The organism is Roseivirga sp. UBA1976 (assembly GCF_002336325.1).
In the GTDB taxonomy this organism is placed as follows: domain Bacteria; phylum Bacteroidota; class Bacteroidia; order Cytophagales; family Cyclobacteriaceae; genus Roseivirga; species Roseivirga thermotolerans.
On the sequence record NZ_DDDQ01000163.1, the window covers coordinates 13,230 to 36,089 of the forward strand.

24 protein-coding genes are annotated in these 22,860 nt (G+C 44.8%); all 24 read left to right on the forward strand.

What is annotated here, in order from left to right; translation table 11 throughout:
* The first annotated feature begins 124 nt into the window (after positions 1–124).
* The 24 genes from B3763_RS16835 to B3763_RS16940 all read left to right on the forward strand — a co-directional run bounded on the left by B3763_RS16835 (position 125) and on the right by B3763_RS16940 (position 22,829).
* On the forward strand, positions 125–1,438 hold the full coding sequence (locus B3763_RS16835) for an APC family permease (RefSeq protein WP_286748049.1): 1,314 nt from the start codon (positions 125–127) through the stop codon (positions 1,436–1,438).
* A complete protein-coding gene (locus B3763_RS16840; protein WP_286748050.1) occupies positions 1,435–2,148 on the forward strand; it encodes a PepSY domain-containing protein in 714 nt (237 codons plus the stop codon). The genes B3763_RS16835 and B3763_RS16840 overlap by 4 nt, the downstream gene beginning before the upstream one ends.
* A complete protein-coding gene (locus B3763_RS16845) occupies positions 2,145–2,729 on the forward strand; it encodes a DUF2911 domain-containing protein (protein WP_286748051.1) in 585 nt (194 codons plus the stop codon). Before B3763_RS16840 ends, B3763_RS16845 begins: the two co-directional genes overlap by 4 nt.
* An 18-nt stretch (positions 2,730–2,747) precedes the next feature.
* Entirely contained in the window at positions 2,748–4,802 is a 2,055-nt protein-coding gene (locus B3763_RS16850; protein WP_286748052.1) for a copper-translocating P-type ATPase, read from the forward strand.
* A 79-nt stretch (positions 4,803–4,881) separates the two neighbouring features.
* The gene (locus tag B3763_RS19010; protein WP_349676595.1) at positions 4,882–5,202 is read left to right on the forward strand and encodes a DUF6660 family protein; all 321 of its coding nucleotides are present in this window, start codon (positions 4,882–4,884) and stop codon (positions 5,200–5,202) included.
* 326 nt (positions 5,203–5,528) lie between these two features.
* A complete protein-coding gene (locus tag B3763_RS16855; RefSeq protein ID WP_286748053.1) occupies positions 5,529–9,941 on the forward strand; it encodes a CusA/CzcA family heavy metal efflux RND transporter in 4,413 nt (1,470 codons plus the stop codon).
* 37 nt (positions 9,942–9,978) lie between these two features.
* On the forward strand, positions 9,979–11,214 hold the full coding sequence (locus tag B3763_RS16860; protein WP_286748054.1) for an efflux RND transporter periplasmic adaptor subunit: 1,236 nt from the start codon (positions 9,979–9,981) through the stop codon (positions 11,212–11,214).
* A gap of 180 nt (positions 11,215–11,394) precedes the next feature.
* A complete protein-coding gene (locus B3763_RS16865) occupies positions 11,395–11,736 on the forward strand; it encodes a P-II family nitrogen regulator (RefSeq protein WP_137404431.1) in 342 nt (113 codons plus the stop codon).
* A gap of 23 nt (positions 11,737–11,759) precedes the next feature.
* Positions 11,760–12,098 carry a zinc-ribbon domain-containing protein gene (locus tag B3763_RS19070; RefSeq protein ID WP_353744539.1) on the forward strand — a complete coding sequence of 113 codons (339 nt, stop codon included), beginning with the start codon at positions 11,760–11,762 and terminating at the stop codon, positions 12,096–12,098.
* 26 nt (positions 12,099–12,124) lie between these two features.
* Positions 12,125–12,343: an SHOCT domain-containing protein gene (locus B3763_RS16870; RefSeq protein WP_137404429.1), complete on the forward strand. Its 219-nt coding sequence runs from the start codon at positions 12,125–12,127 to the stop codon at positions 12,341–12,343.
* Positions 12,344–12,406: 63 nt separating this feature from the next.
* Entirely contained in the window at positions 12,407–13,171 is a 765-nt protein-coding gene (locus B3763_RS16875) for a helix-turn-helix domain-containing protein (protein ID WP_286748055.1), read from the forward strand.
* The gene (locus B3763_RS16880; RefSeq protein WP_246223581.1) at positions 13,171–13,725 is read left to right on the forward strand and encodes a hypothetical protein; all 555 of its coding nucleotides are present in this window, start codon (positions 13,171–13,173) and stop codon (positions 13,723–13,725) included. The genes B3763_RS16875 and B3763_RS16880 overlap by 1 nt, the downstream gene beginning before the upstream one ends.
* Positions 13,722–14,156 carry a Fur family transcriptional regulator gene (locus tag B3763_RS16885; protein WP_286748056.1) on the forward strand — a complete coding sequence of 145 codons (435 nt, stop codon included), beginning with the start codon at positions 13,722–13,724 and terminating at the stop codon, positions 14,154–14,156. Before B3763_RS16880 ends, B3763_RS16885 begins: the two co-directional genes overlap by 4 nt.
* Before the next feature lie 6 nt (positions 14,157–14,162).
* A complete protein-coding gene (locus B3763_RS16890; protein ID WP_286748057.1) occupies positions 14,163–15,053 on the forward strand; it encodes a bestrophin family protein in 891 nt (296 codons plus the stop codon).
* Positions 15,054–15,068: 15 nt separating this feature from the next.
* Complete coding sequence (locus tag B3763_RS16895) at positions 15,069–15,497, forward strand: MgtC/SapB family protein (protein ID WP_286748058.1); 429 nt, start codon at positions 15,069–15,071, stop codon at positions 15,495–15,497.
* Entirely contained in the window at positions 15,494–17,995 is a 2,502-nt protein-coding gene (locus B3763_RS16900; protein WP_286748059.1) for a heavy metal translocating P-type ATPase, read from the forward strand. The genes B3763_RS16895 and B3763_RS16900 overlap by 4 nt, the downstream gene beginning before the upstream one ends.
* Positions 17,996–18,161: 166 nt before the next feature.
* Positions 18,162–18,449, forward strand: a complete 288-nt coding sequence (locus B3763_RS16905; RefSeq protein ID WP_262710908.1) for a cation diffusion facilitator family transporter — start codon at positions 18,162–18,164, stop codon at positions 18,447–18,449.
* 97 nt (positions 18,450–18,546) lie between these two features.
* A complete protein-coding gene (locus tag B3763_RS16910; protein WP_262710909.1) occupies positions 18,547–18,876 on the forward strand; it encodes a cation diffusion facilitator family transporter in 330 nt (109 codons plus the stop codon).
* Positions 18,877–18,894: 18 nt separating this feature from the next.
* On the forward strand, positions 18,895–19,017 hold the full coding sequence (locus B3763_RS16915; protein ID WP_250161365.1) for a cation transporter dimerization domain-containing protein: 123 nt from the start codon (positions 18,895–18,897) through the stop codon (positions 19,015–19,017).
* 48 nt (positions 19,018–19,065) lie between these two features.
* Positions 19,066–19,482: a Fur family transcriptional regulator gene (locus tag B3763_RS16920; RefSeq protein WP_286748060.1), complete on the forward strand. Its 417-nt coding sequence runs from the start codon at positions 19,066–19,068 to the stop codon at positions 19,480–19,482.
* Positions 19,483–19,576: 94 nt separating this feature from the next.
* The gene (locus tag B3763_RS16925) at positions 19,577–19,912 is read left to right on the forward strand and encodes a YnfA family protein (RefSeq protein WP_219956388.1); all 336 of its coding nucleotides are present in this window, start codon (positions 19,577–19,579) and stop codon (positions 19,910–19,912) included.
* A 10-nt stretch (positions 19,913–19,922) separates the two neighbouring features.
* Entirely contained in the window at positions 19,923–20,228 is a 306-nt protein-coding gene (locus B3763_RS16930; RefSeq protein ID WP_219956387.1) for a hypothetical protein, read from the forward strand.
* Between the two features lie 17 nt (positions 20,229–20,245).
* Positions 20,246–20,863, forward strand: a complete 618-nt coding sequence (locus tag B3763_RS16935) for a hypothetical protein (RefSeq protein ID WP_286748061.1) — start codon at positions 20,246–20,248, stop codon at positions 20,861–20,863.
* A 13-nt stretch (positions 20,864–20,876) separates the two neighbouring features.
* Positions 20,877–22,829: a heavy metal translocating P-type ATPase gene (locus B3763_RS16940; protein WP_286748062.1), complete on the forward strand. Its 1,953-nt coding sequence runs from the start codon at positions 20,877–20,879 to the stop codon at positions 22,827–22,829.
* Positions 22,830–22,860: the final 31 nt, after the last annotated feature.

The window sequence follows — 22,860 nt, forward strand, 5'->3', positions numbered from 1 at the left end:
CAGCGGTTTTGCGTCAGGCGGGGGAAACGGCTTCGTATGACAGTTTTTCGTAACTTTGAAGTTTACGGCTTCGTAAGGAAGTTTTGTGCTAAAAACCCGCCCGAACGCAAAGCCGCAAACCGTTATGGAAGAAAGTTATAAAAAAGGAAGTTTAAGTTTATTAGGATCAATTGCTTTAGGCACTGGTGTAATGATCGGTGCAGGAATCTTTGCATTATTGGGCCAGGTGGCTGAACTGTCAGGGACCTGGTTTCCTTACATTTTCGTTTTGGGAGCTCTCATTTCAGCATTTAGTGCTTACTCCTACATCAAAGTTTCAAATACGTATCCTTCGGCTGGGGGGATAGCCATGATTTTGAAAAAAGCTTATGGTAAATCAACCATAACAGCTTCTGCATCATTATTAATGGCACTATCCATGGTAATCAACGAAAGCCTGGTTGCCAGAACTTTTGGCTCTTATACCCTACAACTGTTCGAAGTTGAAAACAAGGAACTTTGGATTCCCATATTGGGTGTTGCTCTTTTGGTTAGCGCTTTTTTGATTAACATATCTGGCAACCAGCTGATAGGAAAGTCATCACAGTTCATGTCATTTATCAAAATTATCGGAATTCTGATTTTTGCCATAGGAGCTCTCTGGGCAGTGGGTTTTTCTCTGGAAGGGTTGATACCAAAAGCCATCAAAAACACTGATTATTCAGCAACCAGTTATATTGGGGCTTTAGCACTTTCCATTTTGGCCTACAAAGGATTCACTACAATAACTAATAGTGGTGGCGAAATTACAGAACCTCAAAAAAATGTTGGCCTGTCTATTATTATTTCTTTGTTGATATGCACAGTGGTGTATTTTCTGGTTGCTTTCGCTGTAAACTCAAGCCTTACAATCTCTGAAATTATTCAAGCCAAAGATTACTCCCTTGCTGAAGCTGCCAGACCTGCTTTTGGAGATTTTGGTCTTCATTTTACCGTTGCTATTGCCATAATAGCTACTATTTCGGGAGTGATTGCCAGCATTTTTGCAGTCTCTCGCATGACGGCTATGCTTACAGATATGGAACTTATTCCACATAGTCATTTGGGCATGTCAGGCCGAATACAGAAGCATATGTTGGTGTATGTGGTGTTTATCGCTATCATCCTGACTATTTTCTTTGATCTGTCCAGAATTGCTTCCATAGGAGCCATTTTTTATTTGGTGATGGACATCATTATTCATTGGGGTGTATATAAGTATTTGAGGAAAGAGGTGAAAGCCAATGGAACAATTGTACTCACAGCGATGGTGTTGGATTTCATCGTATTGGCAGCTTTCTTATGGATCAAGGCATCATCTGACCTTTTGGTTCTTATTGTTTCTGCATCTGTGATGCTAATAGTTTTCGCAGGTGAAAAATGGTTCTTAAGTCGGGCAGATAAATCCACCCAAAAATGAAGCGCAACAGAAACTACTACATCCGCAAAACGCACCGGTATCTGGGGCTTTTTATAGGCATTCAGTTTATTGGGTGGACGATCAGTGGCCTCTATTTTAGTTGGACGGATATTGACAAAATCCATGGAGACCAGTTCCATCGTGAACATGTAATGACGCATTCACCCCCGGACTTAATCAGTCCGGCTCAGTTAGATTCAACGCTTGGTATTTCATCCCTTGAGCTTCGCTACATCAATCACCAACCGCATTATTGGGTCAACGATAGTCTGCTTTACAATGCCCTGACCGGGCAAATCAAAAAGGGCATAACCGAAACGGAGGCGGTCGAAATCGCACAGAACCATCTCGTAAAAAACCTGAAAATCCTGAAAACCGAATGGATTACTGAAACCGACAACCATCATGAATACCGTGGCAGGCCGCTACCAGCCTGGGCTGTCCACTTTGAGCATCCCGAAAACCTTACGGCCTACGTAGATGCCCGTAACGGCAACTTCGAACGGGTACGCCACAGCCGTTGGCGTTGGTTCGATTTTCTCTGGATGTTTCACACCATGGATTATGCCGGGCGGGACAACTTTAACAATTGGCTGCTCAGGGCATTTTCAGTCTTTGGCCTTTTTACAGTGCTTTCAGGCTTTACACTTTACGCAGTATCCTCTAAAACTTTCTTAAAAACCACTTCAAAACTTAAAAAGAATAAATGATGAACAAACTGATTTACACACTTGCACTGGGATTGCTGATCGTATCCTGCCAAAACAAAAAAGGTGAAAATGGTGGTCACGAACACCATCAGCCGGAAAAAGCACCTACTGAACAATCGGACAACTCGAAAAAGAGTCTCCCGCAGGAGGCTCATGCCGAAGTAGGTAATACGCACATCACCATCAAGTACCACTCTCCTGCCGTTAGAGGTAGGGTCATTTGGGGAGGCTTAGTACCTTATGATGAGGTTTGGGTAACTGGTGCCCACAGTGCTACCAGCGTTGAGTTTTCCAAAGCAATCAAGATAGCAGGTACGACCATCCCCAAAGGCAAATATGCCTTCTTTACCATTCCCGGACAGGAACGCTGGACATTGATCCTGAACAAAAACTGGGAGCAGCACCTGGCTGATGATTACGATCAGGCAGAGGATGTCATCAGGATAGAAGTAACTCCTGAAACAGGAATGCCCCTTGCCGAGCGGCTTACTTATACCATTGAAGACAAAAGAGAGGGTTCGGGCGCTATACGCATGTCATGGGAGAAGCTAAGTGTTTCCCTTCCATTTAAAACAGATTAACCACTATAATTTTTTCTCATGGAAAAGCATAATCACGAACATCACAAGCATCATACACACGAGGATCACCAAAGGAACCAATCATCAGATCATCAAACCACCAGCAAATCAGATCATCAGCATGGACACCACGACCATCATGCCATGATGATCGAAGATTTCAAAAAGCGTTTTTGGATTTCTCTGGTGCTCACGGTACCGATCCTGGCACTATCTCATATGATCCAGCAATTACTGGGATTTGAGCTAACCTTTTTTGGTGATCAGTACGTCCTTTTTGGGCTTTCCACTATTGTCTTCTTTTATGGGGGCTGGCCTTTTCTTAAAGGACTTTGGGACGAGCTAAAAGACAAAAACCCGGGCATGATGACCCTGATCGCAGTGGCCATTACCGTGGCTTACGTATACAGCTCGGCAGTGGTGTTTGGTTTGGAAGGGATGGACTTCTTCTGGGAGCTGGTCACACTGATTGTCATCATGCTGCTGGGGCACTGGATCGAGATGAAATCGGTAATGGGTGCATCAAGAGCGCTCGAATTACTGGTGCAGATGATGCCTTCCGAAGCTCATTTGGTTCAGGGAGACCAAATCAAGGACATCAAGGTTGATCAACTGAAAAAGGAGGATATCATCCTGATAAAAGCCAATGAAAAAATACCTGCGGACGGTACAGTGGTGGATGGGGAAAGCCACCTGGACGAAAGCATGCTCACCGGTGAAAGCAAGCCGGTGAAAAAATCCAAAGGAGACCAGGTAATTGGTGGATCGGTTAATGGCAGCCAGTCGATCAAAGTAAAGGTTTCCAAAACCGGGAAAGAAAGCTACCTCAACAAAGTGATCACGCTGGTAGAAGAGGCTCAGAAAACTAAATCGAAAACTCAAAACCTCGCAAATGTTGCAGCCAGATGGCTCACTTTCATTGCCATAGGTGCCGGTACAGCTACGCTGGTGACCTGGATCAGCTTGGGTAAGCCTTTAGATTTTGCATTGGAACGAATGGTGACCGTCATGGTTATTTCCTGTCCACATGCGTTGGGTTTGGCCATACCACTAGTTGTAGCCATTTCCACTGCTGTTTCAGCAGGAAAAGGCTTGCTGATCCGCAACCGTACTGCTTTTGAAAATGCCCGGAAGATTACCGCAATGGTGTTTGACAAAACAGGCACGTTGACCGAAGGCAAATTTGGTGTCTCACGATATGAGAGCCTTTCTGATGATATGAACAAAAATGAACTGCTGTCCTTTGCCGCTTCGCTGGAGCAGCAATCGGAGCACCCAATTGCACAAGGCATTGTGAAAGCAGCGAAAGAAGCAGGTCTGGCATTGAAAAAGGTAGAAAATTTTGAATCACTAACAGCCAAGGGCATTCAAGGCAAGATCGAGGGAAAAAATTGGAAAGTAGTCAGCCCTGGCTACCTGAAAGAAAACGACATAAAGATCCCCGAACAGGCAGGATCTGACGCAGCTGAAACCATAGTGTTTGCCCTCAGGGAAGAAAAACTTATTGGGTTCATTGCCCTGTCGGATAAGATCAGGGAAGAAAGCTCCAAGGCCATCGAAACGCTTCGGGAAAAAGGTATGAAACTGTATATGGCCACTGGTGACAATGAGAAAACGGCCAAAGCAGTAAGCGATAAACTTGGGCTGGATGGCTACTATAGCGAGGTGCTTCCACACCAAAAAGTAGAGATTATCAAGAAGCTTCAGAAGGAAGGCCACTTTGTGGCTATGACGGGTGATGGGGTAAATGATGCCCCTGCATTGGCACAAGCCAATGTGGGCATTGCTGTAGGTTCCGGTACCGATGTGGCTGCCGAGACAGCCGATATCATATTGGTCAACAGCAACCCAAAAGACATTGCCAATCTGGTACTGTTTGGCAGGGCCACTTACAACAAAATGATCCAGAACCTCGCTTGGGCTACCGGCTACAACGCAATTGCATTGCCTTTGGCCACAGGGTTTATCCCCGGCCTGGTGATCAGTCCTGCTATAGGCGCAGTATTCATGAGCCTGAGTACGATCATAGTGGCCATTAATGCGCAATTGCTGAAAAGGAAGATGAAAAGCTGAACTATTTAGAAATCTCCCAAGGGTACTTGCCGACTTTTGCAATACCCTTGCATTACATTTATTCGTATATTTGCATTCAATGAAAATCACGTGCTACATATTGAGTTTTTACTTTATGTCCCTGGCTGGGCTAGCATGTGCTGACACTTTACCTTTAGACAATACAAAGGATAATGTTTCAGTTATTAGCAGCACTGATGGGAATCATAACCACGAGCACCAAAGCGATTGGGACGGATGCTCCCCGTTATGCGTTTGCCATTGCTGTCACGTACACTTCGTATCAGCAGCCGGAGTTGATTTCACGCACCTCGTGAAATTACCTGCGGTTTACACTTCTTATTTTCAGGATTTCAGCAACGCTGATATCTCTGGTTTTCTTAAACCTCCAATGTCATAATTTCCCGCGTTTAGAAGGATCAGTATGTCTGACCGATAAGTCTTGTGTCAAGATGCAAGGTCTTTAATCATCCTGATAGCTCGCTAAACATCCCTTCATGTGCCTTTTTTCAAAGGCATCCTTTTACTGTGTTCAACCCTATTCAGAAAGTTGAAAAAACTGAATAAAATCAAAACGAAAAAAAGGAAAAAGAGAAGGAAGAAAATCACCATAAAAACTGTGCTGAAATGGTTTTTTATTGTGCTGATTAGTGCAATTCTCATTATAGCAACCATTGCCAGGCTTCTTCACTTCTTTATTTTCCATGTCAAATAATTAATAATCGTATGATCAATAAAATAATTTCTTTTTCGATAAAGAATAAATTCATTGTGGGCTTGCTTACGCTGGCCCTCATCGGAGTGGGTATCTACTCTATGTCCACAGTTAATCTTGGATCCGTGCCGGACATTACCAACAACCAGGTGCAGGTAATCACTGTTTCTCCCAACCTGGCCACCGAGGATATAGAGCAGTTTGTTACCTATCCTGTAGAGCTTGCAATGGGCAACCTACCGGGGGTGGATGAAATCCGGTCTATTTCCAGGTTTGGCCTATCGGTAGTCACCATTGTTTTTGAAGACGATATGGGGATATACAAACCCCGGCAACTGGTGCAGGAAAAGCTTAATGAGGTAAGGGATAAAATCCCTGAGAAATTTGGCAGCCCGTCTATGGGGCCTATAACCACGGGACTCGGTGAAATCTACCAATATACCATAAAGCCTAAGCCAGGATATGATACGGTTTATACACCGACCGAACTTCGGACAATCCAGGATTGGATTGTGAGAAGACAATTGACACTGGTGGATGGCGTAATTGATGTGAATGCTTTCGGGGGAAAGATCAAGCAATATGAAATTGCTATCAACCCTGAAAAGCTTAATGCACTGAATGTATCTATATCAGAAGTGTTTGAGGCCCTTCAAAGAAATAACGTCAATACCGGGGGAGCTTACATAGAAAAGAACAATATGGCCAACTTCATTCGTGGAGAGGGCCTTGTCCGCTCACTGGATGACATCAGGGAAATTGTGGTGAGAACTGAAAACAACATTCCGGTGACCATTGGCGATGTAGCAGAAAAGGTCCATTTCGGAAGCCAGGTGCGTTACGGTGCATTCACTCAGGATGGACAGGAAGCTGTAGGGGGAATGGTGTTGATGCTGAAAGGCTCCAACCCTAATGCAGTGATCCAGAATGTAAAAGAACGAATGGAGAAAGTGCAGAAGTCATTGCCGGAGGGGCTTGAGATCAAGCCTTTTCTGGATCGGAGCGCACTCATAGCCAGAACTACCGACACGGTAAAGCAAAACCTGATAGAAGGAGCCTTAATTGTGATTTTTGCTCTGGTGATCTTGCTGGGAAGTTTACGCGGTGGGATCATCACAGCTACCACCATACCTCTTTCTCTGCTCTTTGCATTCATCCTGATGAAGCAGTTTAATGTATGGGCCAACCTCATGAGTTTGGGTGCCATTGACTTTGGGATCATCATAGATGGGGCTGTGATCATTATTGAAGGTACAGTGTACGAAATACAGAAGCGGATCCGCTCGGGTAAAATCAAATTCAATCAGGGCGTAATGGATGAAGTGGCTTATGATGCCGGAAGTACCATGATGGGATCAGCATTTTTTGGACAGATAATCATTCTGATTGTTTTCGCTCCTATCCTTTTCCTCACCGGGGTTGAGGGTAAAATGTTCCAGCCTATGGCCTATACCTTCGGTTTTGCCATGATAGGTGCCATTATCCTTTGCCTCACTTACGTTCCTATGATGTCAGCTTTATTTATGAAGCCCATCCAGAACAAAAAGAACTGGTTTGGGAAGTTTGAACGCTGGCTGGAAAAAGTCAGTGATAAAATTATTGGGGGAATCCAATGGGCTTATTTGCCATTGCTTAAAGGTGCTTTAAGGTTCAAGACCATTGTCATCATTGTGGCTATTGTGTTACTAGGGCTTTCAGGATTCATTTTTTCACGTATGGGCGGAGAATTTGTACCCCAGCTGGATGAAGGGGATATCGCCATGCAGGCTTTGATACGTCCTGGAAGCGGATTGAGTGAAGCCATTGATGTTTCTACTAAAATTGAAACGCTTCTTCTGGACAACTTTCCTGAAATAAAAACTGCTGTAGCCAGAATCGGTGTAGCCGATATTCCTACCGACCCCATGCCGATGGACATAGCCGATATGTTTATCATCCTGGAAAAGGATATGGACAAATGGACAACAGTAGAAACAAAAGAAGAACTCATTGCAGAGATAAAGGAAATGCTGGATGAAAAACTGACGGGTGTCAACCTTGTTTTCAGCCAGCCTGTAGAGCTTCGTTTTAATGAGTTGTTGACTGGCGTGCGTGAAGATGTAGCTGTCAAACTCTATGGTGAAGATTTAGATGTACTTGCCCAAAAAGCTGAGCAAATGGCGGAAATAATCCAGACTATTCCAGGTGTGGGTGATGTAAATCCGGAACGAACTTCTGGTTTACCTCAAATGACTGTGCGATATAATCGAAAAAAAATAGCACAATATGGACTGGATATTCAGAAGTTGAATGAGTACGTAAGCTCAGCTTTTGCTGGTGGGGTGGCCGGAGTGATCTTTGAGGGAGAAAAACGATTTGATATGGTGATCCGCTTTGATGAGACCCACAGAAGAAGTATTGAAGACTTGCGAACCTTATATATTGATCTTCCCGATGGAACCCAAGTGCCCATTAAAGAAGTAGCAGACATCAGTTATGTGCCCGGTCCCATGCAAATTTCAAGAGACAATACCTTCCGCAGGACTTATGTGGGGGTCAACACCAGGGGACGTGATGTAGAGTCTGTTGTTACCGATATTCAAAACAGATTAGATGCAGAATTGGATCTTTCTCCAGGCTACTACATCACCTATGGAGGAGAGTTTGAAAACCTTCAGAGAGCTAAGCAACGCTTGCAGATCGTAGTGCCAATTGCCCTATTTCTCATCTTTGTACTACTCTACTTTGCGCTTAAATCTTTCTCACAGTCTATTATGATCTATATGGCCATTCCTCTAGCAGCTATTGGAGGGGTGTTCGCCTTATGGTTGAGAGGTATGCCATTTAGTATTTCGGCAGGTGTAGGCTTTATCGTTTTATTTGGGGTAGCAGTGTTAAATGGGCTGGTACTGATCAACCGATTCAATTCTCTGAAAGAAGAAGGGATCACCAGCATCAGAGACCGCATTCTTACCGGTACCAAAGAGCGAATCAGGCCCATTATGCTGACAGCCACAACAGATATATTCGGCTTCTTGCCGATGGCATTTTCAGGTTCTGCCGGAGCTGAGGTACAAAGGCCGTTAGCCACAGTGGTAATTGGTGGAATGCTTACAGCTACACTGCTCACATTGGTGGTGCTTCCGGTACTTTACACTTTTGTGGAAAGCAGAAGTGACAAAAGAAAAAGCCTGAAAGGGCCAAATGCCAACGTGATTATTGTACTGCTGGTTTGTGGAGGTCTATTCGGGCTGCCTGCCTTGGCCAATGCCCAAAACCAACAACAACCACAAGACAGTTTGCCAACGATCACGCTGGAGCAGGCCAGAAAACGTGCGGTAGAAAGCTATCCGAAAATCCAATCGGCAAGACTAGAGATAGAAAACCAGGAAGTGCTTAAGAAAACAGCCTGGGACTTTGGGAATACGCAGGTATTTACCGGAAAGGAAGAAGTGGGCAATGGCTCTGATGGAGTTTACACACAATTTGGAATTCAACAACAACAGATAGATGTGTTTGGAATAGCCCCAAGGCTGAAATTGCAAAAAGAACGGATAGCACTTGCTGAGAAGGCACTTGATCTATCAGTTATTGAACTGGAGCGGGAAGTAAGCCAGGCTTGGGCCATGGTATATGCTACCAAAAACATTTACCAGGTTTATGAACAGTTGGATTCGGTATTTGCAGATATTGAAAGAGCGGCCAGGATTCGCTTGGAAACGGAAGCCACATCTAAACTGGAATACCTGGCTACTTCCAACCAGGCCAATCAGGTACAGATACAAAAAGAGCAGGCATATCGGGATTATCTGAGTGCCTTACAACGCCTGAACCTTTGGTTTGCCAATGACACGCTGTATACCGTTCCGGATGTCCCAACCAGTCAATTGGACGAACCGCTCAATTATGTGGCTGATTCACTGATGAACCACCCCTTGCTGAATGTATCAAAGCAACGGGTAGATGTAGCGGATGCCACCATAAAAGAGAGGCGTTCGCAGTTCTTGCCTCAATTACAGGGGCAGTATGGGCGACAGCAGATTGCCGGACAATCTGGATTTTATCAGTACCAGGTAGGTGTCAGAATCCCTTTGTTTTTCGGTCCTGAGCTGGGCAGGACACAGTCGGCAAAAATCCAACGGGATATTGCCGGTCAAAACCTGCGACAAAACCAGTTGGAACTGAATGCCGCCTATCAGAACATGAGAGAACAATACCTGAAGTGGCTGAATTCATGGAACTACTACCGGGATGAGGCACTTCCGCTGGCCCAGGAGCAACGGGACGGAGCTATTTTGGCTTACCGGGAAGGGGCTATTGATTATGTGACCTTCCTGCAAAATATCCGGGATGCCATTAGCATAGAAGTTGATTCCTGGAATGCCTTTGGTAGTTACCTGGATAGCCGCTACCAATTGGAATACTACTTAAGAACATCAAACTAAAAGTAAACTGATCATCAGATATAAAAATAGAAGCACAATGAAAAAGCAAATCATATATATAGTGGCACTGGTACTTATGGTATCGGTATTTACGGGCTGCGGCAGCAAGTCGGCTGAGAACTCCGGTGAAGCATCTCACGAAGAACACAATGAGGGCGAGGCTGGGCACGAGGGTGAAGAAGGAACTAATGAAGAAGGGATGGCGGAGCTCCACCTTTCCAACCTTAAGTTTGAAAGTTTGGGTATTAAGGTAGATACCCTGCCCACCCGAACTCTCTCCGGGACAGTAGAGGCCAACGGCCAGTTGGAAGTGCTACCTCAGCATGAGGCCACCGTTACAGCCATACTGGGAGCCAATGTTACTTCCATAAAAGTGATAGAGGGCGACAAGGTAAATAAGGGGCAGGTATTGGCCTACCTTTCCCACCCCAACCTGACCAATCTTCAGACCAGTTATGTAAAGGCATATAGCCGGCTACAATATCTGGAAAAGGAGATGCAACGGCAGAAACGGTTGTATGAAGAAGAAGTAGGCTCAGGTAAAACTTACCAGGAAACGCTGGCCGATTACCAGGCGATTAAAGCGGAGGTAAAAGGCTATGAAGCACAGTTGAAACAGCTCAGCCTCAACGTGGAGAAAGTCCAAAGTGGTGATATTTATCAGTATGTGCCTGTAGTAAGCCCTATTGATGGTTACATTGAAAAAGTGGAAGTCCAAGTTGGGCAATATGTAGACCCGCAAACCGAGATGTTTATGATTGTCAATACTGACCACATCCATGCTGACCTTATGGTGTTTGAAAAGGATGTATATAAGGTAAAGAAAGGACAAAAAGTATCCTTTACTGTGGAGTCAGTTCCAGGAAATACCCTAACTGCCAAAATTTATTCTGTCGGCAAGCAGTTTGAGCAAAACCCTAAAGCAGTGCATGTGCATGCGGAAATAAAGAATAAAGAAGACTTCCTGATTCCGGGGATGTATATCAATGGTAAAATAAGAACAGGTGATAATAACACTGTAAGGGCATTACCCGAAAGTGCGATAATTGAGGAAGAGGGTAAGCCGTACATTTTCATGGCAGAAGCGCATGAAGAAGACGGAAAGACCGAATGGGCGTTTAAAGCCATAGAAGTGCGCACAGGTATCACCGAAGATGGTTGGGTAGAGATCAAATTATTGGAGCCACTTCCTGACGGTGCTCAGGTGGCATGGAATAACGCCTACTATCTGATCTCCGAAATGAAGAAAAGCCAGACTTCTCATAGTCATTGATTTAGTTGATTAGGCAAGGGCAGTTGGTAAATGTCATTTGCTAACTGCCAACTCTCAAATATTAAATTATAAAAAACAAACACATGAAATGAGCATAAACTTAGAGTCCTTAACATACCAACCAAGTATGAATAAGTTTATCGCGAATTCCATGTGACCGTTGAAATTAAACACATACACATGAAAGAAATAAAAGCATTTATAAAACCTAAAAAAGTACAGATAGTAGTTAAATCGCTGCGAGATGCAGGATTTGAAAGTGTAACCCTATCCAAAGGAGAAGGTACCGGAGCTCATAAAGATCCTGATGCATCTCCATCATTGGATTTTCATTTTACCGATAGCCCGATTGTTAAGCTGGAACTGGTCTGCCAAAATGAGGAAACGGATAAAGCCATTCAACTGATCTGTGGCAAGGCTCAAACACCTGAACCGGGCGATGGCATTATTTACGTTTCAGAAATAGATGATGCTTATCGGATCAAGACTGGAAAATCTATTAAAAGATTTGATATGAAGTAGATATGTCAAGTCCAATTGAAGAAATGCAATATCTGGCCCGAAAAAGAGGAGGGCTTTGTCTATCCGATTTGTACATAAACAGCAAATCAAAACTGTGGTGGCAATGTGCTGAAGGCCATCGCTGGCAGGCTACTCCCTTCAGTGTAAGAATAAGAAAAAGCTGGTGCCCATTCTGTGCTAACAATAGGCCTCACGGGATAGAAAGGGTGAAAGCACTGGCTGCTACAAAGGGCGGTACTTGTCTTTCTGAAGAATATATAAATTCCAAAACGCCACTCAGGTGGCAATGTAAAAACGGCCATCGTTTTCTGGCTACCGCAGACAGTGTGGTACAGGGGAAGTGGTGTAAAAAGTGTAAATAAATGTTAAACCTTAAACCCTCATAGTTATGATGCATGATTGGTATTTCGGAGGAATGCACTGGATTTGGTGGATCCTATGGCTGATCCTCATATTTTGGATATTTCTGATTCCATACCCTACACCCGGGCAAAGAAGAAGCAAGGATAAAGCCATGGAGGCGCTAAGAGAGCGCTATGCCCGAGGGGAGCTCAGCGATGAAGAATTTGAGCAAAAGAAGAAAGTTCTTCAAAACAGGATGAAATAGGTATAGGGTCGCAGGTGTCTTCACATTAAATGTGGCACCTGTGGCTCCAAAACTGACAAGAAGATGAAAAGCAAGTTACTTCTATACATCGCTATTGGCTTTACCTTTGGTATTTTTTTACTACAGCCTTTGCTTATTTCACTGCACATGTACGATATGCAGGGAGACCAGGGAAATTGGTGGGCCTGGCTACTTACTTCCTACCAGCAGGTTGTTGGGTCGTGGGATGTGGATCAGGCGGTTACCAAATTGCTCTTTGGATTGTTAGGTGTTACCCTCGCACTTCTTTTTATGGTCAGACAAAAAATATTTCAGCTTACCGGGAAAAGAGATAAACTGGAGGAGATCAAGGAGCTTATAGCTGCGGGAGAAAACCAGCAGGTAGAATTTAAATCTACTTTGAGGTGGGACTTACACCAATTTAAGCCGAATAAGGCACTGGAAACAGTAGTAGCTAAGACAATAGCCGGATTTATGAATACAAGTGGAGGACATCTGTTCATCGGTATTGATGATGATGGGCAACCATGTGGCTTACAGGAAGATTATGCCACGCTAAAAAAACCTGGCAGAGATGGTTTTGAGCAATACATTATGGAACTAATATCCAATAAGCTGGGAACAAATTTATGTACGTTGGTAGCCGTTTCTTTTTACAAGATCGAGGCATATGATTTCTGCCATCTCGCTATCAAAAGGGCCGGTTCCCCGGTTTATCTTCATGATAACGACCGTTCTCATTTTTTTGTTCGCACGGGCAACGGTACACGTGAGTTGGATATACCTGAGGCACTCAATTATATAGAAGAAAATTTAAATGGTCGTTAATGATGAAAATCAAGTGGTTTATACTTCTGCTAATTGCCTTCAACTCCTCTGTGGTTAAAGGTCAAACGCTTTACAGGACTACTGAAGGGCATATTGTAATGGTTGCTGAAGTAGATGACGAGCAGGTGATTGCTGAAAGTCATCAACTGTTGATTCAACTGGACTATGACACAAAAGAAATTTCAGGTAAGCTTAACCTGAAAAGCCTGGATGTTGGTAACGGTTTTTTAAGCGAACAGATAAGCCAGCTTGCAAACGATGAATCAATAATCACTTTTTCCGGGAGGATTCCGGTGGATAATTTTATTAGCCAGCCTCATTCGCCTATATCGTTTAACTGGCCTATTAAAATTATAGCAGGTGAACGGGAGTTTCAGGTAGTAATGAATGCCACGCTCAAGCATTTTAATGGTGGAGAATCCATTGCATGTTTGCTAAGTGCTACGGGAGATTTATCTACAAAAGAGGTTGGTTTGGCGTCCTTCATTCCGGGGGTTAGTGAGGTATTAAAAGTGCAGTTTACACAAGTGATACTTAGAAAAAACACATTATGAGCGCAATAAAAGAATTAGAAGAAACTCTTGTAATGCATAAGATAAAACCAACAGCCATGCGGCTGCTGGTGCTGGAGTATCTGCTGGATCGGGAGATAGCAGTAAGCCTTACTGATTTATACAGAGACTTTGTGAAATCAGACAGAACAACCATTTACAGAACCTTAAAGGCTTTTCAGGATAATGGTTTGGTGCATAGCATTGATGATGGTACCGGTGTGCCCAAGTATGCTTTATGTGAAGATGGTTGTAAATGTGAAATAGAAAGAGACCTGCATCTGCATTTTCATTGCAGAATTTGTGAGAAAACTAAATGCCTTACCAGTTACAAAATTCCTGAAATTGTCCTTCCGCCTAATCATGAGGCCGAAGAAGCCAATCTGGTGGTAAAGGGCATTTGTCCACAGTGCAAAAAGGAAATAATTAAATAAAAAGAAATGCTGCTCAACAAACGGATATCCATACTTGACTTTATCAAAACCATTAAGGTTGATATAGTACTTATCTCCTCGTATGCGGTTGTGGTAGGCATTTTCGATCAATACGGATTTCTTGACAAAATTTCGGTTCCTATTAGTGTTACTGCTGTTTTTGGTACTGCAGTAGCCTTGCTGTTGGGATTTCGAACCAATCAAGCCTATGAGCGATGGTGGGAAGCTCGCATTATTTGGGGTGCTATAGTCAACGATTCCCGAACACTGGTTAGGCAGTGTGTTTCATTTTTTGAAAGAAGCAACGATAGCTATGAAGCCCTGGTTGGGGAAATGGCCAATCGTCAGATCATTTGGTGCTATGCACTCGGAGAATCACTAAGAAAACTACCTTTTTCCCACAGGGTCATTAAATATAAAGAATCCAATAAGACCGAAGCTTTTAATATTCCAAATGCTTTATTGTCACAGCATTCTGAAACCTTATTGGTGGCAAAAGAAAAAGGTATGGTCAATGATTTTCAGCAGGTGCAAATCGATAGCACCATCGCCAGATTATGTGATTCTATGGGCAAATGCGAACGCATAAAAAACACGGTTTTCCCCAAAGCACATAGCCTGTTGATCCATTTGATCATTTATGTGTTTGCCACCATGCTGCCGTTTGGCTTATCAGATGAATACCTGGCAGTAGAAATAGGCCTGACTATTGGTATACCGATCATTTTTATTGCCATCGAAAAAACCTCTATTCTCATGCAGGATCCTTTTGAGAACCAGCCTTTGGACACGCCCATGACAGACCTGGCGGAAACGATAGAAATAAACATCAGGCAAATGATTGGAGAAACGGATGTTCCTGAAAAGAAAAAACCGACAGACTATTATGTTTTATAACACAAAATATTAACAATGGATTTTCAAGCTGAAATAACGCTCATACCCAGACTACTTGTTGCCCTGGTACTTGGTGTTTTGATAGGACTCGACAGGGAAATTGACGGGCATGCCGCAGGAATCAGAACGTATGCTGCCGTTTGCCTGGGCGCAACCTTGATAACGATTATCAACGCCCATATTGAAGTGGCGGATCAGACCCGCATTGTTGCCAATATTGTTTCAGGCATTGGCTTTCTGGGTGCCGGAATCATTTTCAAAGATGGATCCAAAAATTTCATTTCAGGTTTGACAACCGCAGCTACTATTTGGGCCACTGCTGCTGTAGGAATTGCTATTGGATATGGCATGTACCTTATCGGGAGTGTCACATCCGCCTTGCTTATTCTATTATTGATTTCATATCATTTCCCTTTTTTAAAAAAGAAAAATATCAGAACATGAAAAAACTACAAATAAAAATACCATTACTCCTGCCCGAAGTACCGGATGAAAAAGATCAATGTGTACAAAAACTTATTCAACAACTTGAGAATAAAGAAGGCCTTGAGAAAGTACATGTAGCAGATAAAACAGATAATGGCGTACCCCAGCTATGCTTTCACTACGACCCGGAGTTGATCTCCATAGACCGTATCCAGTCGCTGGCAGAGCAAGCAGGGGCGGAAATCACGCAAAAATTTGGACACAAACTCATAGAAGTAGAAGGTATTCGCCACACCCGCCATGCCCGTCATATAGAGCGTGTCCTTCGGGCTATAGCCGGCATAATAGAGGCCTCCGTATCGGCATCCGGCATGGTGCGGGTAGAGTATGATACGGCCAAAGTGGATGAGGCGAAAATCATGAAAGCACTGAGAAAAGAGGGACTTGATATACCGTATACCCAGGTAAGTGCCGAACGATTTCTTGAGAAAGTAGAAGAAACTAAAAAAGACGATGATCAAAAAGAAGGTAAAAAGAAACATGACCATGAGGAAGGTGAAGATCATGAACATTCGCATGGCGGCATTTTCGGTAAAAATACGGAGCTGATTTTTTCCATTATCTGTGGAGCATTGCTCGGAATTGGCTTTGGATTGTCATATGTAGAAGCTGTGCCTTCCTGGGTGAGCCTCGCATTATATATCGGGGCATATTTCTTTGGCGGCTATTTTACAGCCAAAGAAGCCATTCAAACAGTGGCCAAAGGCGGCTTTGAAATTGACTTTCTCATGCTGGTAGCGGCCATTGGTGCAGCAATTTTAGGCGAATGGGCCGAAGGTGCTTTGCTATTGTTCCTATTTAGTATGGGGCATGCATTGGAACACTATGCCATGAACAAGGCCCGTAAATCCATTGCTGCTTTGGCAGAGCTCGCTCCTAAAACGGCATTGCTTAAGAGAAATGGTAAGACCGAAGAAGTCGGTATTGAGGAACTAAGCATAGGCGACATCATTGTGGTGAAGCCCAATAGCAAAATCTCAGCAGATGGCGTGATTGTCAGTGGTACAAGTAGTGTTAATCAGGCTCCTATCACCGGAGAAAGTGTGCCTGTAGATAAAGAACCTGTAGATAATCCCGATAAAGACTGGTCGGAGGAAAAAAATATCAAAGACGAGAACCGTGCCTTTTCGGGTACCATCAATGGCAATAATACGCTTGAAATCAAAGTGATTAAAGTCGCAAAGGACTCTACACTTTCCCGCCTGGTGAAACTGGTCAATGAAGCCCAGACCCAGAAATCACCTACGCAGCAGCTCACTGATAAATTTGAGAAATATTTCGTACCGGCTGTATTGATTTTAGTTGTTATACTGAATTTCGCATTTCTGGTACTGGACGAAACCTTTAGTGAAAGCTTCTACCGTGCGATGGCCGTATTGGTGGCTGCCAGCCCTTGCGCTTTGGCCATAGCCACACCCAGTGCGGTGCTGAGCGGGGTAGCCCGGGCAGCCAAAGGCGGGGTGCTGATCAAAGGAGGCCGACCGTTGGAAGATTTAGGCGTACTTACCGCCCTTGCTTTTGACAAAACCGGAACACTAACAGAAGGTAAGCCCAAGCTCACTAAAGTAGTTGCTTTAGGCGATGTAAACGAGGACGAGCTGTTGAAAATAGCAGTAGCCGTAGAAAACCTCAGTGACCATCCTCTGGCCAAAGCTGTGGTGCGGGATGGGAAAGAGCGATTGGATGGGGCTGATATTCCGGAAGCAAAAGACCTGGAAGCGGTGCTTGGTAAGGGGATCAAAGCCTCCCTGGGTGATGACAAAGTGTACATCGGCAACCTGGACCTGTTTGAATCACTGGACGACAAAAAGCCATCCAAGGAAACAGAAGTAAAAGTAAAGTCACTGGAATCAGAGGGCAATACCACCATGCTGATCCGTCAGAATGACGACTACATTGGCATTATAGCCCTGATGGATACCCCCAGAAAGGAAGCTAAAAATACCCTTGAGCAACTCAAGAAGATGGGTATTAAGCGCATGATCATGCTTACGGGTGATAACCAGAAAGTAGCCGATGCAGTAGCCAAAGAGATTGGCCTTACGGATGCCTGGGGTAGTTTGCTGCCAGAAGAAAAGGTAGAAGCCATTAAAAAGCTCAGGGAAAAAGAATCCAAAGTAGCTATGGTGGGCGATGGCGTGAATGATGCACCAGCCATGGCCAATAGCACCGTAGGTATTGCCATGGGAGCAGCAGGTAGTGATGTAGCCCTGGAAACAGCCGATATAGCCCTGATGGCCGACAAGCTGGAAACCTTGCCTTTTGCTATCGGTTTGAGTAGAAAGGCCAAAAGCATTATCAGGCAAAACTTGTGGGTGAGTTTGGGGATAGTGGCATTATTGATCCCCTCAACCATTTTCGGACTGGCCAATATTGGTATTGCCGTGCTTATTCATGAAGGCTCTACGCTGGTGGTGGTGTTTAATGCGTTGAGGTTGTTAGCGTATAAGAAATAGAAATTTAAAAGTTGGCACTGGGCAGTTGCCAAAAAGAAAACAGTTGGCGAGTAAGCTGCTGGCGTGCTGATTTAATGGCTGGATAGTAAAGGACTGACCTGGCGATTAGAGGGGATAGTTTTCGTCTTTGTGATGCGAGGGCTGTAAAAATTTTGAAATTGGCTAAATGAAAAGTAAAAGAAATCCCAATGCAATATCTGAAAAAGGGTTAAAAACCACCCTGACTGGTATTGTTGGAAGTGCACTATTGGCTATTGTAAAAGCATTGGGAGGCATTTTCGGCCATTCCTATGCCCTGATTGCGGATGCCATAGAATCCGAAGCAGATGTCTTTACCTCTACCATGCTGTGGGTTGGCTTGAAGTGGTCGGCAAAGCCCGCTGACGAAAATCACCCCTATGGTCATGGAAAAGCCGAAGCGTTAATTGCTTTGGTCATTCCCTGGCATTGGTAATAGCTACTTGTATTGTCATCTGGGATAGCTGGCTGCACATTATAAAACCGCACAAAACCCGGCTCCTTATACACTTATCATCTTGGTGGTGGTAATAATGACTAAAGAACTTTTGTACCGCTATTTACCGAAAATGAGAACTGAAATCAATAGCCGTGCAATAAAAGCAGATGCCTTTCTCCACAGAAGTGATGCCATCACTTCTGCGGCTGCCTTCATAGGGATTTCCATTGCAGTGATTGGCGGAGAGGGTTATGAAGTAGCTGATGACTTTGCTGCCCTCTTAGCAGGTGGGTTCGTCATTTACAATGCTTATGGCATTGCTCGTCCCGCTACTGGTGAACTGTTAGATGAAGCCCTGGAGCCTGGACTTCAGGAGGAAATCGCTAGGATTGAAGAGAACGTAAATGCTGTGCAGCACGAATAAAAGTGCCATTCCCGGAAAATGGTCACTGGCTACCATGTTGATTTACATATCTGGATCAATGGTGAATTGACGGTAAAACATGTCCATGATATAGCCCATGAAATAAAGGACAAAATAATGAAAAAGTACCTCGTGTATTGAATGTACATATTCATGTGGAGCCAAATTCATCGCAAAAAGAAAGTTGGAATGATCAAAGAACTCGAAAATAAACTCAAGGAGAAGGACATCCGGCCAACAGCCATGCGGCTGTTGGTGCTGGAAGCCCTGACCATTCAGGAGGCAGCCATCAGCCTTTCTGACCTGGAAAAAGCATTTGAAAAGTCAGACAGGGTTACACTATTCCGCACCCTGAAGACCTTTCAGGAAAAGGGACTGGTGCACAGTATAGATGACGGTACCGGAGCACCTAAATACGCCTTATGCGAAGAGGGATGTGAATGCAATATTGAACGGGATTTGCATGTGCATTTCCATTGCCGGGTGTGCAGCGAGACCTTCTGTTTGCCCAAATACAAAATCCCGGAAATTAATCTACCGACCAACTTCAATGGAGAAGAAGCCAACTTGGTGGTAAAGGGGGTTTGCGGAAAGTGTGCAGGTTGAAAATTGCAATGACTGTGCATTGGGTTTACACGTATTTTCAGGTAAAGCACTTAACGAGATGAGATCCAATACAAACTATTAACAACAATAGAATATGATCGTGATCCTTAAATCAATCAGCATTTTCATACTGGCCGGGTTATGCGAAATAGGCGGTGGATACATGATCTGGCTCACCCTGAAGGAAGGCAAGCCTTGGTGGGTAGGAGCTTTAGGGGGCATCATCCTGGTTGGCTATGGTGTGGTGGCCACCTGGCAGCCGGCTCACTTTGGACGGGTGTATGCAGCTTATGGCGGCATTTTTATCATCATGGCCATTCTATGGGGATGGAAAGTAGATGGTATCGTGCCGGATAAATATGACCTGATCGGAGGAGCTGTTGCCCTCCTCGGGATGCTCATTATCATGTATGCTCCCAGGACTTCTTAAAACTAATACAATGGACGAAAATAAAATCAGTTGCAAGCTCGCTACTCCAGAACTGAGGCAAAGAAAAGCTACAGTGATTGCCTCATTAAAGGAGATGGTATTGGAAAAACAGGAACTAGTCAATGGGTTCATGTACAAGTTTGACGGCTCGGATCAAACACTGGACCTACTCAACGACTTCATCAAAACCGAACGGCTTTGCTGTGACTTTTTCACTTTCAGTCTTACGATTGCTAATCAGGATTCCCCGGTCTGGCTTGAATTAGCAGGCCCGGAAGGCGTAAAGGCATTTATCGAAAACGAGATTGAATTTTAGAATTTAACCAAGGAATCATGACCACCTTGCTCACCGGTACCATCATGCTAAGCCTCCTCCACGGACTGATTCCAAGCCACTGGTTGCCGGTGCTGGCACTGAAAGAAAAGTTTGGCTGGCAAGGTAGCAAGACGGTTCGCATTGCGGCTATGGCAGCTTTTGCTCATTCGCTGAGTACCTTTCTGCTAGGAGTGTTTCTGGGTTTGTTCAGCTTGTCACTTTCTGAAAAGCTGAACAGTTACACCCGTTGGGTCATTCCTGTATTGCTTATCGCCATCGGCTTGTATTTTATAATCCAGCATCATCGCCACCACCACTTTCACATTGCTGAAAATCAAAAACTGGAAAATGCAGGAGCAACACAGGTGGTAACCTTGCTGGTATTCATGATGTTTCTTTCGCCCTGCCTGGAGATTGAAGCCTATTTTCTGATGGCAGGGACGTACGGCTGGCTGATGATCCTGACCGTGGGCTTGCTCTACACCATCGTTTCCGTGTTAGGGATCACCTTTTGGGTGTACCTCGCCCAGAAAGGCCTGCACCGTTTCAACTGGCACAGGCTGGAGCATAATACCGGGCTGGTTTCGGGGTGCATCCTCATTGTCACGGGCATCATTTCCTTTTTCACACATTAAAACAGACAAGCGTATGACTAATACTAACAATATAGACAACAAAGCCTGCTGCAGCACCGACCAGCATCCGGACAAACCAAAAAAGCAGGAGGAAAAAACCTCCTCCAGTTTCCTGCAAACCTGGGGAAGTGGTATTGTAAGCCTTGTCATTCTGCTTGCAGGAATAGCCGCTGATCAATGGGGACAGCCTGCATTTTTCCAGGGATGGATCCGCATAGGCTGGTATGTGCTGGCCTATTTGCCTGTGGGTTGGCCGGTATTGGTCAAAGGCTGGAAGTCCATACTGAAAGGTGATGTGTTCACTGAATTTTTCCTCATGGGCATAGCCACTCTGGGAGCTTTTGCCATAGGCGAATATCCTGAGGCGGTGGCGGTGATGCTTTTCTATGCCATCGGGGAGCTGTTTCAGGATGCAGCAGTGAACAGGGCCAAACGCAACATCAAAGCCCTGCTGGACATACGCCCGGATTCGGCCTCTGTATATAGAAGCGGGCAAATGGTGTCCGTACACCCGGAAGAAGTACAAATTGGGGAAACCATACAGGTGAAACCCGGAGAAAAAGTACCGCTCGATGGGGAAATGATCAGTGAAAAAAGCAGCTTCAACACATCGGCACTAACAGGTGAAAGCAAACCGGCTACCTACAACAAAGGAGAAAATGTGCTGGCCGGAATGGTGAACCTCGACAGGCTGATTGAACTGAAAGTGACTAAGCTGTTCAACGAAAGTTCATTGGCTCGCATTTTGGAGTTGGTGCAGAATGCTACCGCCCGCAAGGCAAAAACCGAGAAGTTCATTCGCAGGTTTGCCCGGGTTTACACGCCCATTGTTACCTTTCTGGCTGTCGGACTTGCCTTCCTGTCCTACTTTTTTGTAGAAAACTATGTGTTTGATGACTGGCTTTATCGAGCGTTGATCTTCCTGGTGATCTCCTGCCCCTGTGCGCTGGTGATCTCCATACCGCTCGGCTATTTCGGAGGGATAGGCGCAGCTTCCCGCAAGGGGATTCTATTCAAAGGCTCCAACTTTCTCGACCTTATGACAAAAGTCAACACTGTGGTATTGGACAAAACCGGCACCCTGACCAAAGGGGTGTTTGAAGTGCAAAAAGCCGTGACCATGGACGGCATCACTACCGACTGGCTAAGTCTGGCGGGAGCCATGGAAAGCAAATCCACCCATCCCATTGCTAAAGCTATTGTGGAATATGCCAAAAAACAGGGCAAAGACATTTCAGAACCCGAACAACAGGAAGAGGTGGCAGGGCATGGACTGAAAGGCAAGGTGAAGGGAAAGCAAGTGTTGGTCGGTAATCAAAAACTGATGGACAAGGAAGGTATCGTAACCTGTGCTGATGCGGCCGGTGAAGTGAATACCGTGATCCATGTGGCTGTAGACGGAAAATACAACGGATACCTGGTGATAGCGGATGAACTCAAAGAGGATGCTGATCAGGCGATAGAAGCAATGCACAAACTAGGGATTCGGGAACTGATCATGCTGTCTGGAGACAAGGACGCTGTGACCCAGCAAGTAGCAAAAACACTTGGCATAGATAAAGCCTATGGCGACTTGCTGCCAGAGCAAAAGGTGGAGAAGGTGGAAGAGTTGAAAAATGACGCCAACCGTGTCATCGCCTTTGTGGGAGATGGCATCAATGATGCCCCCGTATTGGCCTTGGCCGATGTGGGCATGGCCATGGGAGGCCTGGGCAGTGATGCCGCCATCGAGACGGCCGATGTGGTCATCCAGACCGACCAGCCCTCTAAAATTGCCACTGCCATCCAGATTGGCAAACAAACCAAACGGATCGTATGGCAAAATATCAGCCTGGCCTTTGGGGTGAAACTCATTGTGCTGGCACTGGGAGCCGGGGGCCTGGCCACCATGTGGGAAGCTGTCTTTGCCGATGTAGGTGTAGCGCTGTTGGCAATATTGAATGCCGTGAGGATACAGAGAAACTAAGAATACTTTAAGCCATGAAAATAATAAACTC

Bases quoted from the DNA above. Each gene is read 5' to 3' on its own strand.
- B3763_RS16925 (WP_219956388.1), top strand. From the start codon at position 19,577: ATGATCGTGATCCTTAAATCAATCAGCATTTTCATACTGGCCGGGTTA.
- B3763_RS16840 (WP_286748050.1), top strand. From the start codon at position 1,435: ATGAAGCGCAACAGAAACTACTACATCCGCAAAACGCACCGGTATCTG.
- B3763_RS19010 (WP_349676595.1), top strand. From the start codon at position 4,882: ATGAAAATCACGTGCTACATATTGAGTTTTTACTTTATGTCCCTGGCT.
- B3763_RS16850 (WP_286748052.1), top strand. From the start codon at position 2,748: ATGGAAAAGCATAATCACGAACATCACAAGCATCATACACACGAGGAT.
- B3763_RS16890 (WP_286748057.1), top strand. From the start codon at position 14,163: ATGCTGCTCAACAAACGGATATCCATACTTGACTTTATCAAAACCATT.
- B3763_RS16915 (WP_250161365.1), top strand. From the start codon at position 18,895: ATGGTCACTGGCTACCATGTTGATTTACATATCTGGATCAATGGTGAA.
- B3763_RS16855 (WP_286748053.1), top strand. From the start codon at position 5,529: ATGATCAATAAAATAATTTCTTTTTCGATAAAGAATAAATTCATTGTG.
- B3763_RS16835 (WP_286748049.1), top strand. From the start codon at position 125: ATGGAAGAAAGTTATAAAAAAGGAAGTTTAAGTTTATTAGGATCAATT.
- B3763_RS16930 (WP_219956387.1), top strand. From the start codon at position 19,923: ATGGACGAAAATAAAATCAGTTGCAAGCTCGCTACTCCAGAACTGAGG.
- B3763_RS16935 (WP_286748061.1), top strand. From the start codon at position 20,246: ATGACCACCTTGCTCACCGGTACCATCATGCTAAGCCTCCTCCACGGA.
- B3763_RS16940 (WP_286748062.1), top strand. From the start codon at position 20,877: ATGACTAATACTAACAATATAGACAACAAAGCCTGCTGCAGCACCGAC.
- B3763_RS16875 (WP_286748055.1), top strand. From the start codon at position 12,407: ATGAAAAGCAAGTTACTTCTATACATCGCTATTGGCTTTACCTTTGGT.
- B3763_RS16860 (WP_286748054.1), top strand. From the start codon at position 9,979: ATGAAAAAGCAAATCATATATATAGTGGCACTGGTACTTATGGTATCG.
- B3763_RS16900 (WP_286748059.1), top strand. From the start codon at position 15,494: ATGAAAAAACTACAAATAAAAATACCATTACTCCTGCCCGAAGTACCG.
- B3763_RS16845 (WP_286748051.1), top strand. From the start codon at position 2,145: ATGATGAACAAACTGATTTACACACTTGCACTGGGATTGCTGATCGTA.
- B3763_RS16920 (WP_286748060.1), top strand. From the start codon at position 19,066: ATGATCAAAGAACTCGAAAATAAACTCAAGGAGAAGGACATCCGGCCA.
- B3763_RS16880 (WP_246223581.1), top strand. From the start codon at position 13,171: ATGATGAAAATCAAGTGGTTTATACTTCTGCTAATTGCCTTCAACTCC.
- B3763_RS19070 (WP_353744539.1), top strand. From the start codon at position 11,760: ATGCAATATCTGGCCCGAAAAAGAGGAGGGCTTTGTCTATCCGATTTG.
- B3763_RS16870 (WP_137404429.1), top strand. From the start codon at position 12,125: ATGATGCATGATTGGTATTTCGGAGGAATGCACTGGATTTGGTGGATC.
- B3763_RS16865 (WP_137404431.1), top strand. From the start codon at position 11,395: ATGAAAGAAATAAAAGCATTTATAAAACCTAAAAAAGTACAGATAGTA.
- B3763_RS16885 (WP_286748056.1), top strand. From the start codon at position 13,722: ATGAGCGCAATAAAAGAATTAGAAGAAACTCTTGTAATGCATAAGATA.
- B3763_RS16905 (WP_262710908.1), top strand. From the start codon at position 18,162: ATGAAAAGTAAAAGAAATCCCAATGCAATATCTGAAAAAGGGTTAAAA.
- B3763_RS16910 (WP_262710909.1), top strand. From the start codon at position 18,547: ATGACTAAAGAACTTTTGTACCGCTATTTACCGAAAATGAGAACTGAA.
- B3763_RS16895 (WP_286748058.1), top strand. From the start codon at position 15,069: ATGGATTTTCAAGCTGAAATAACGCTCATACCCAGACTACTTGTTGCC.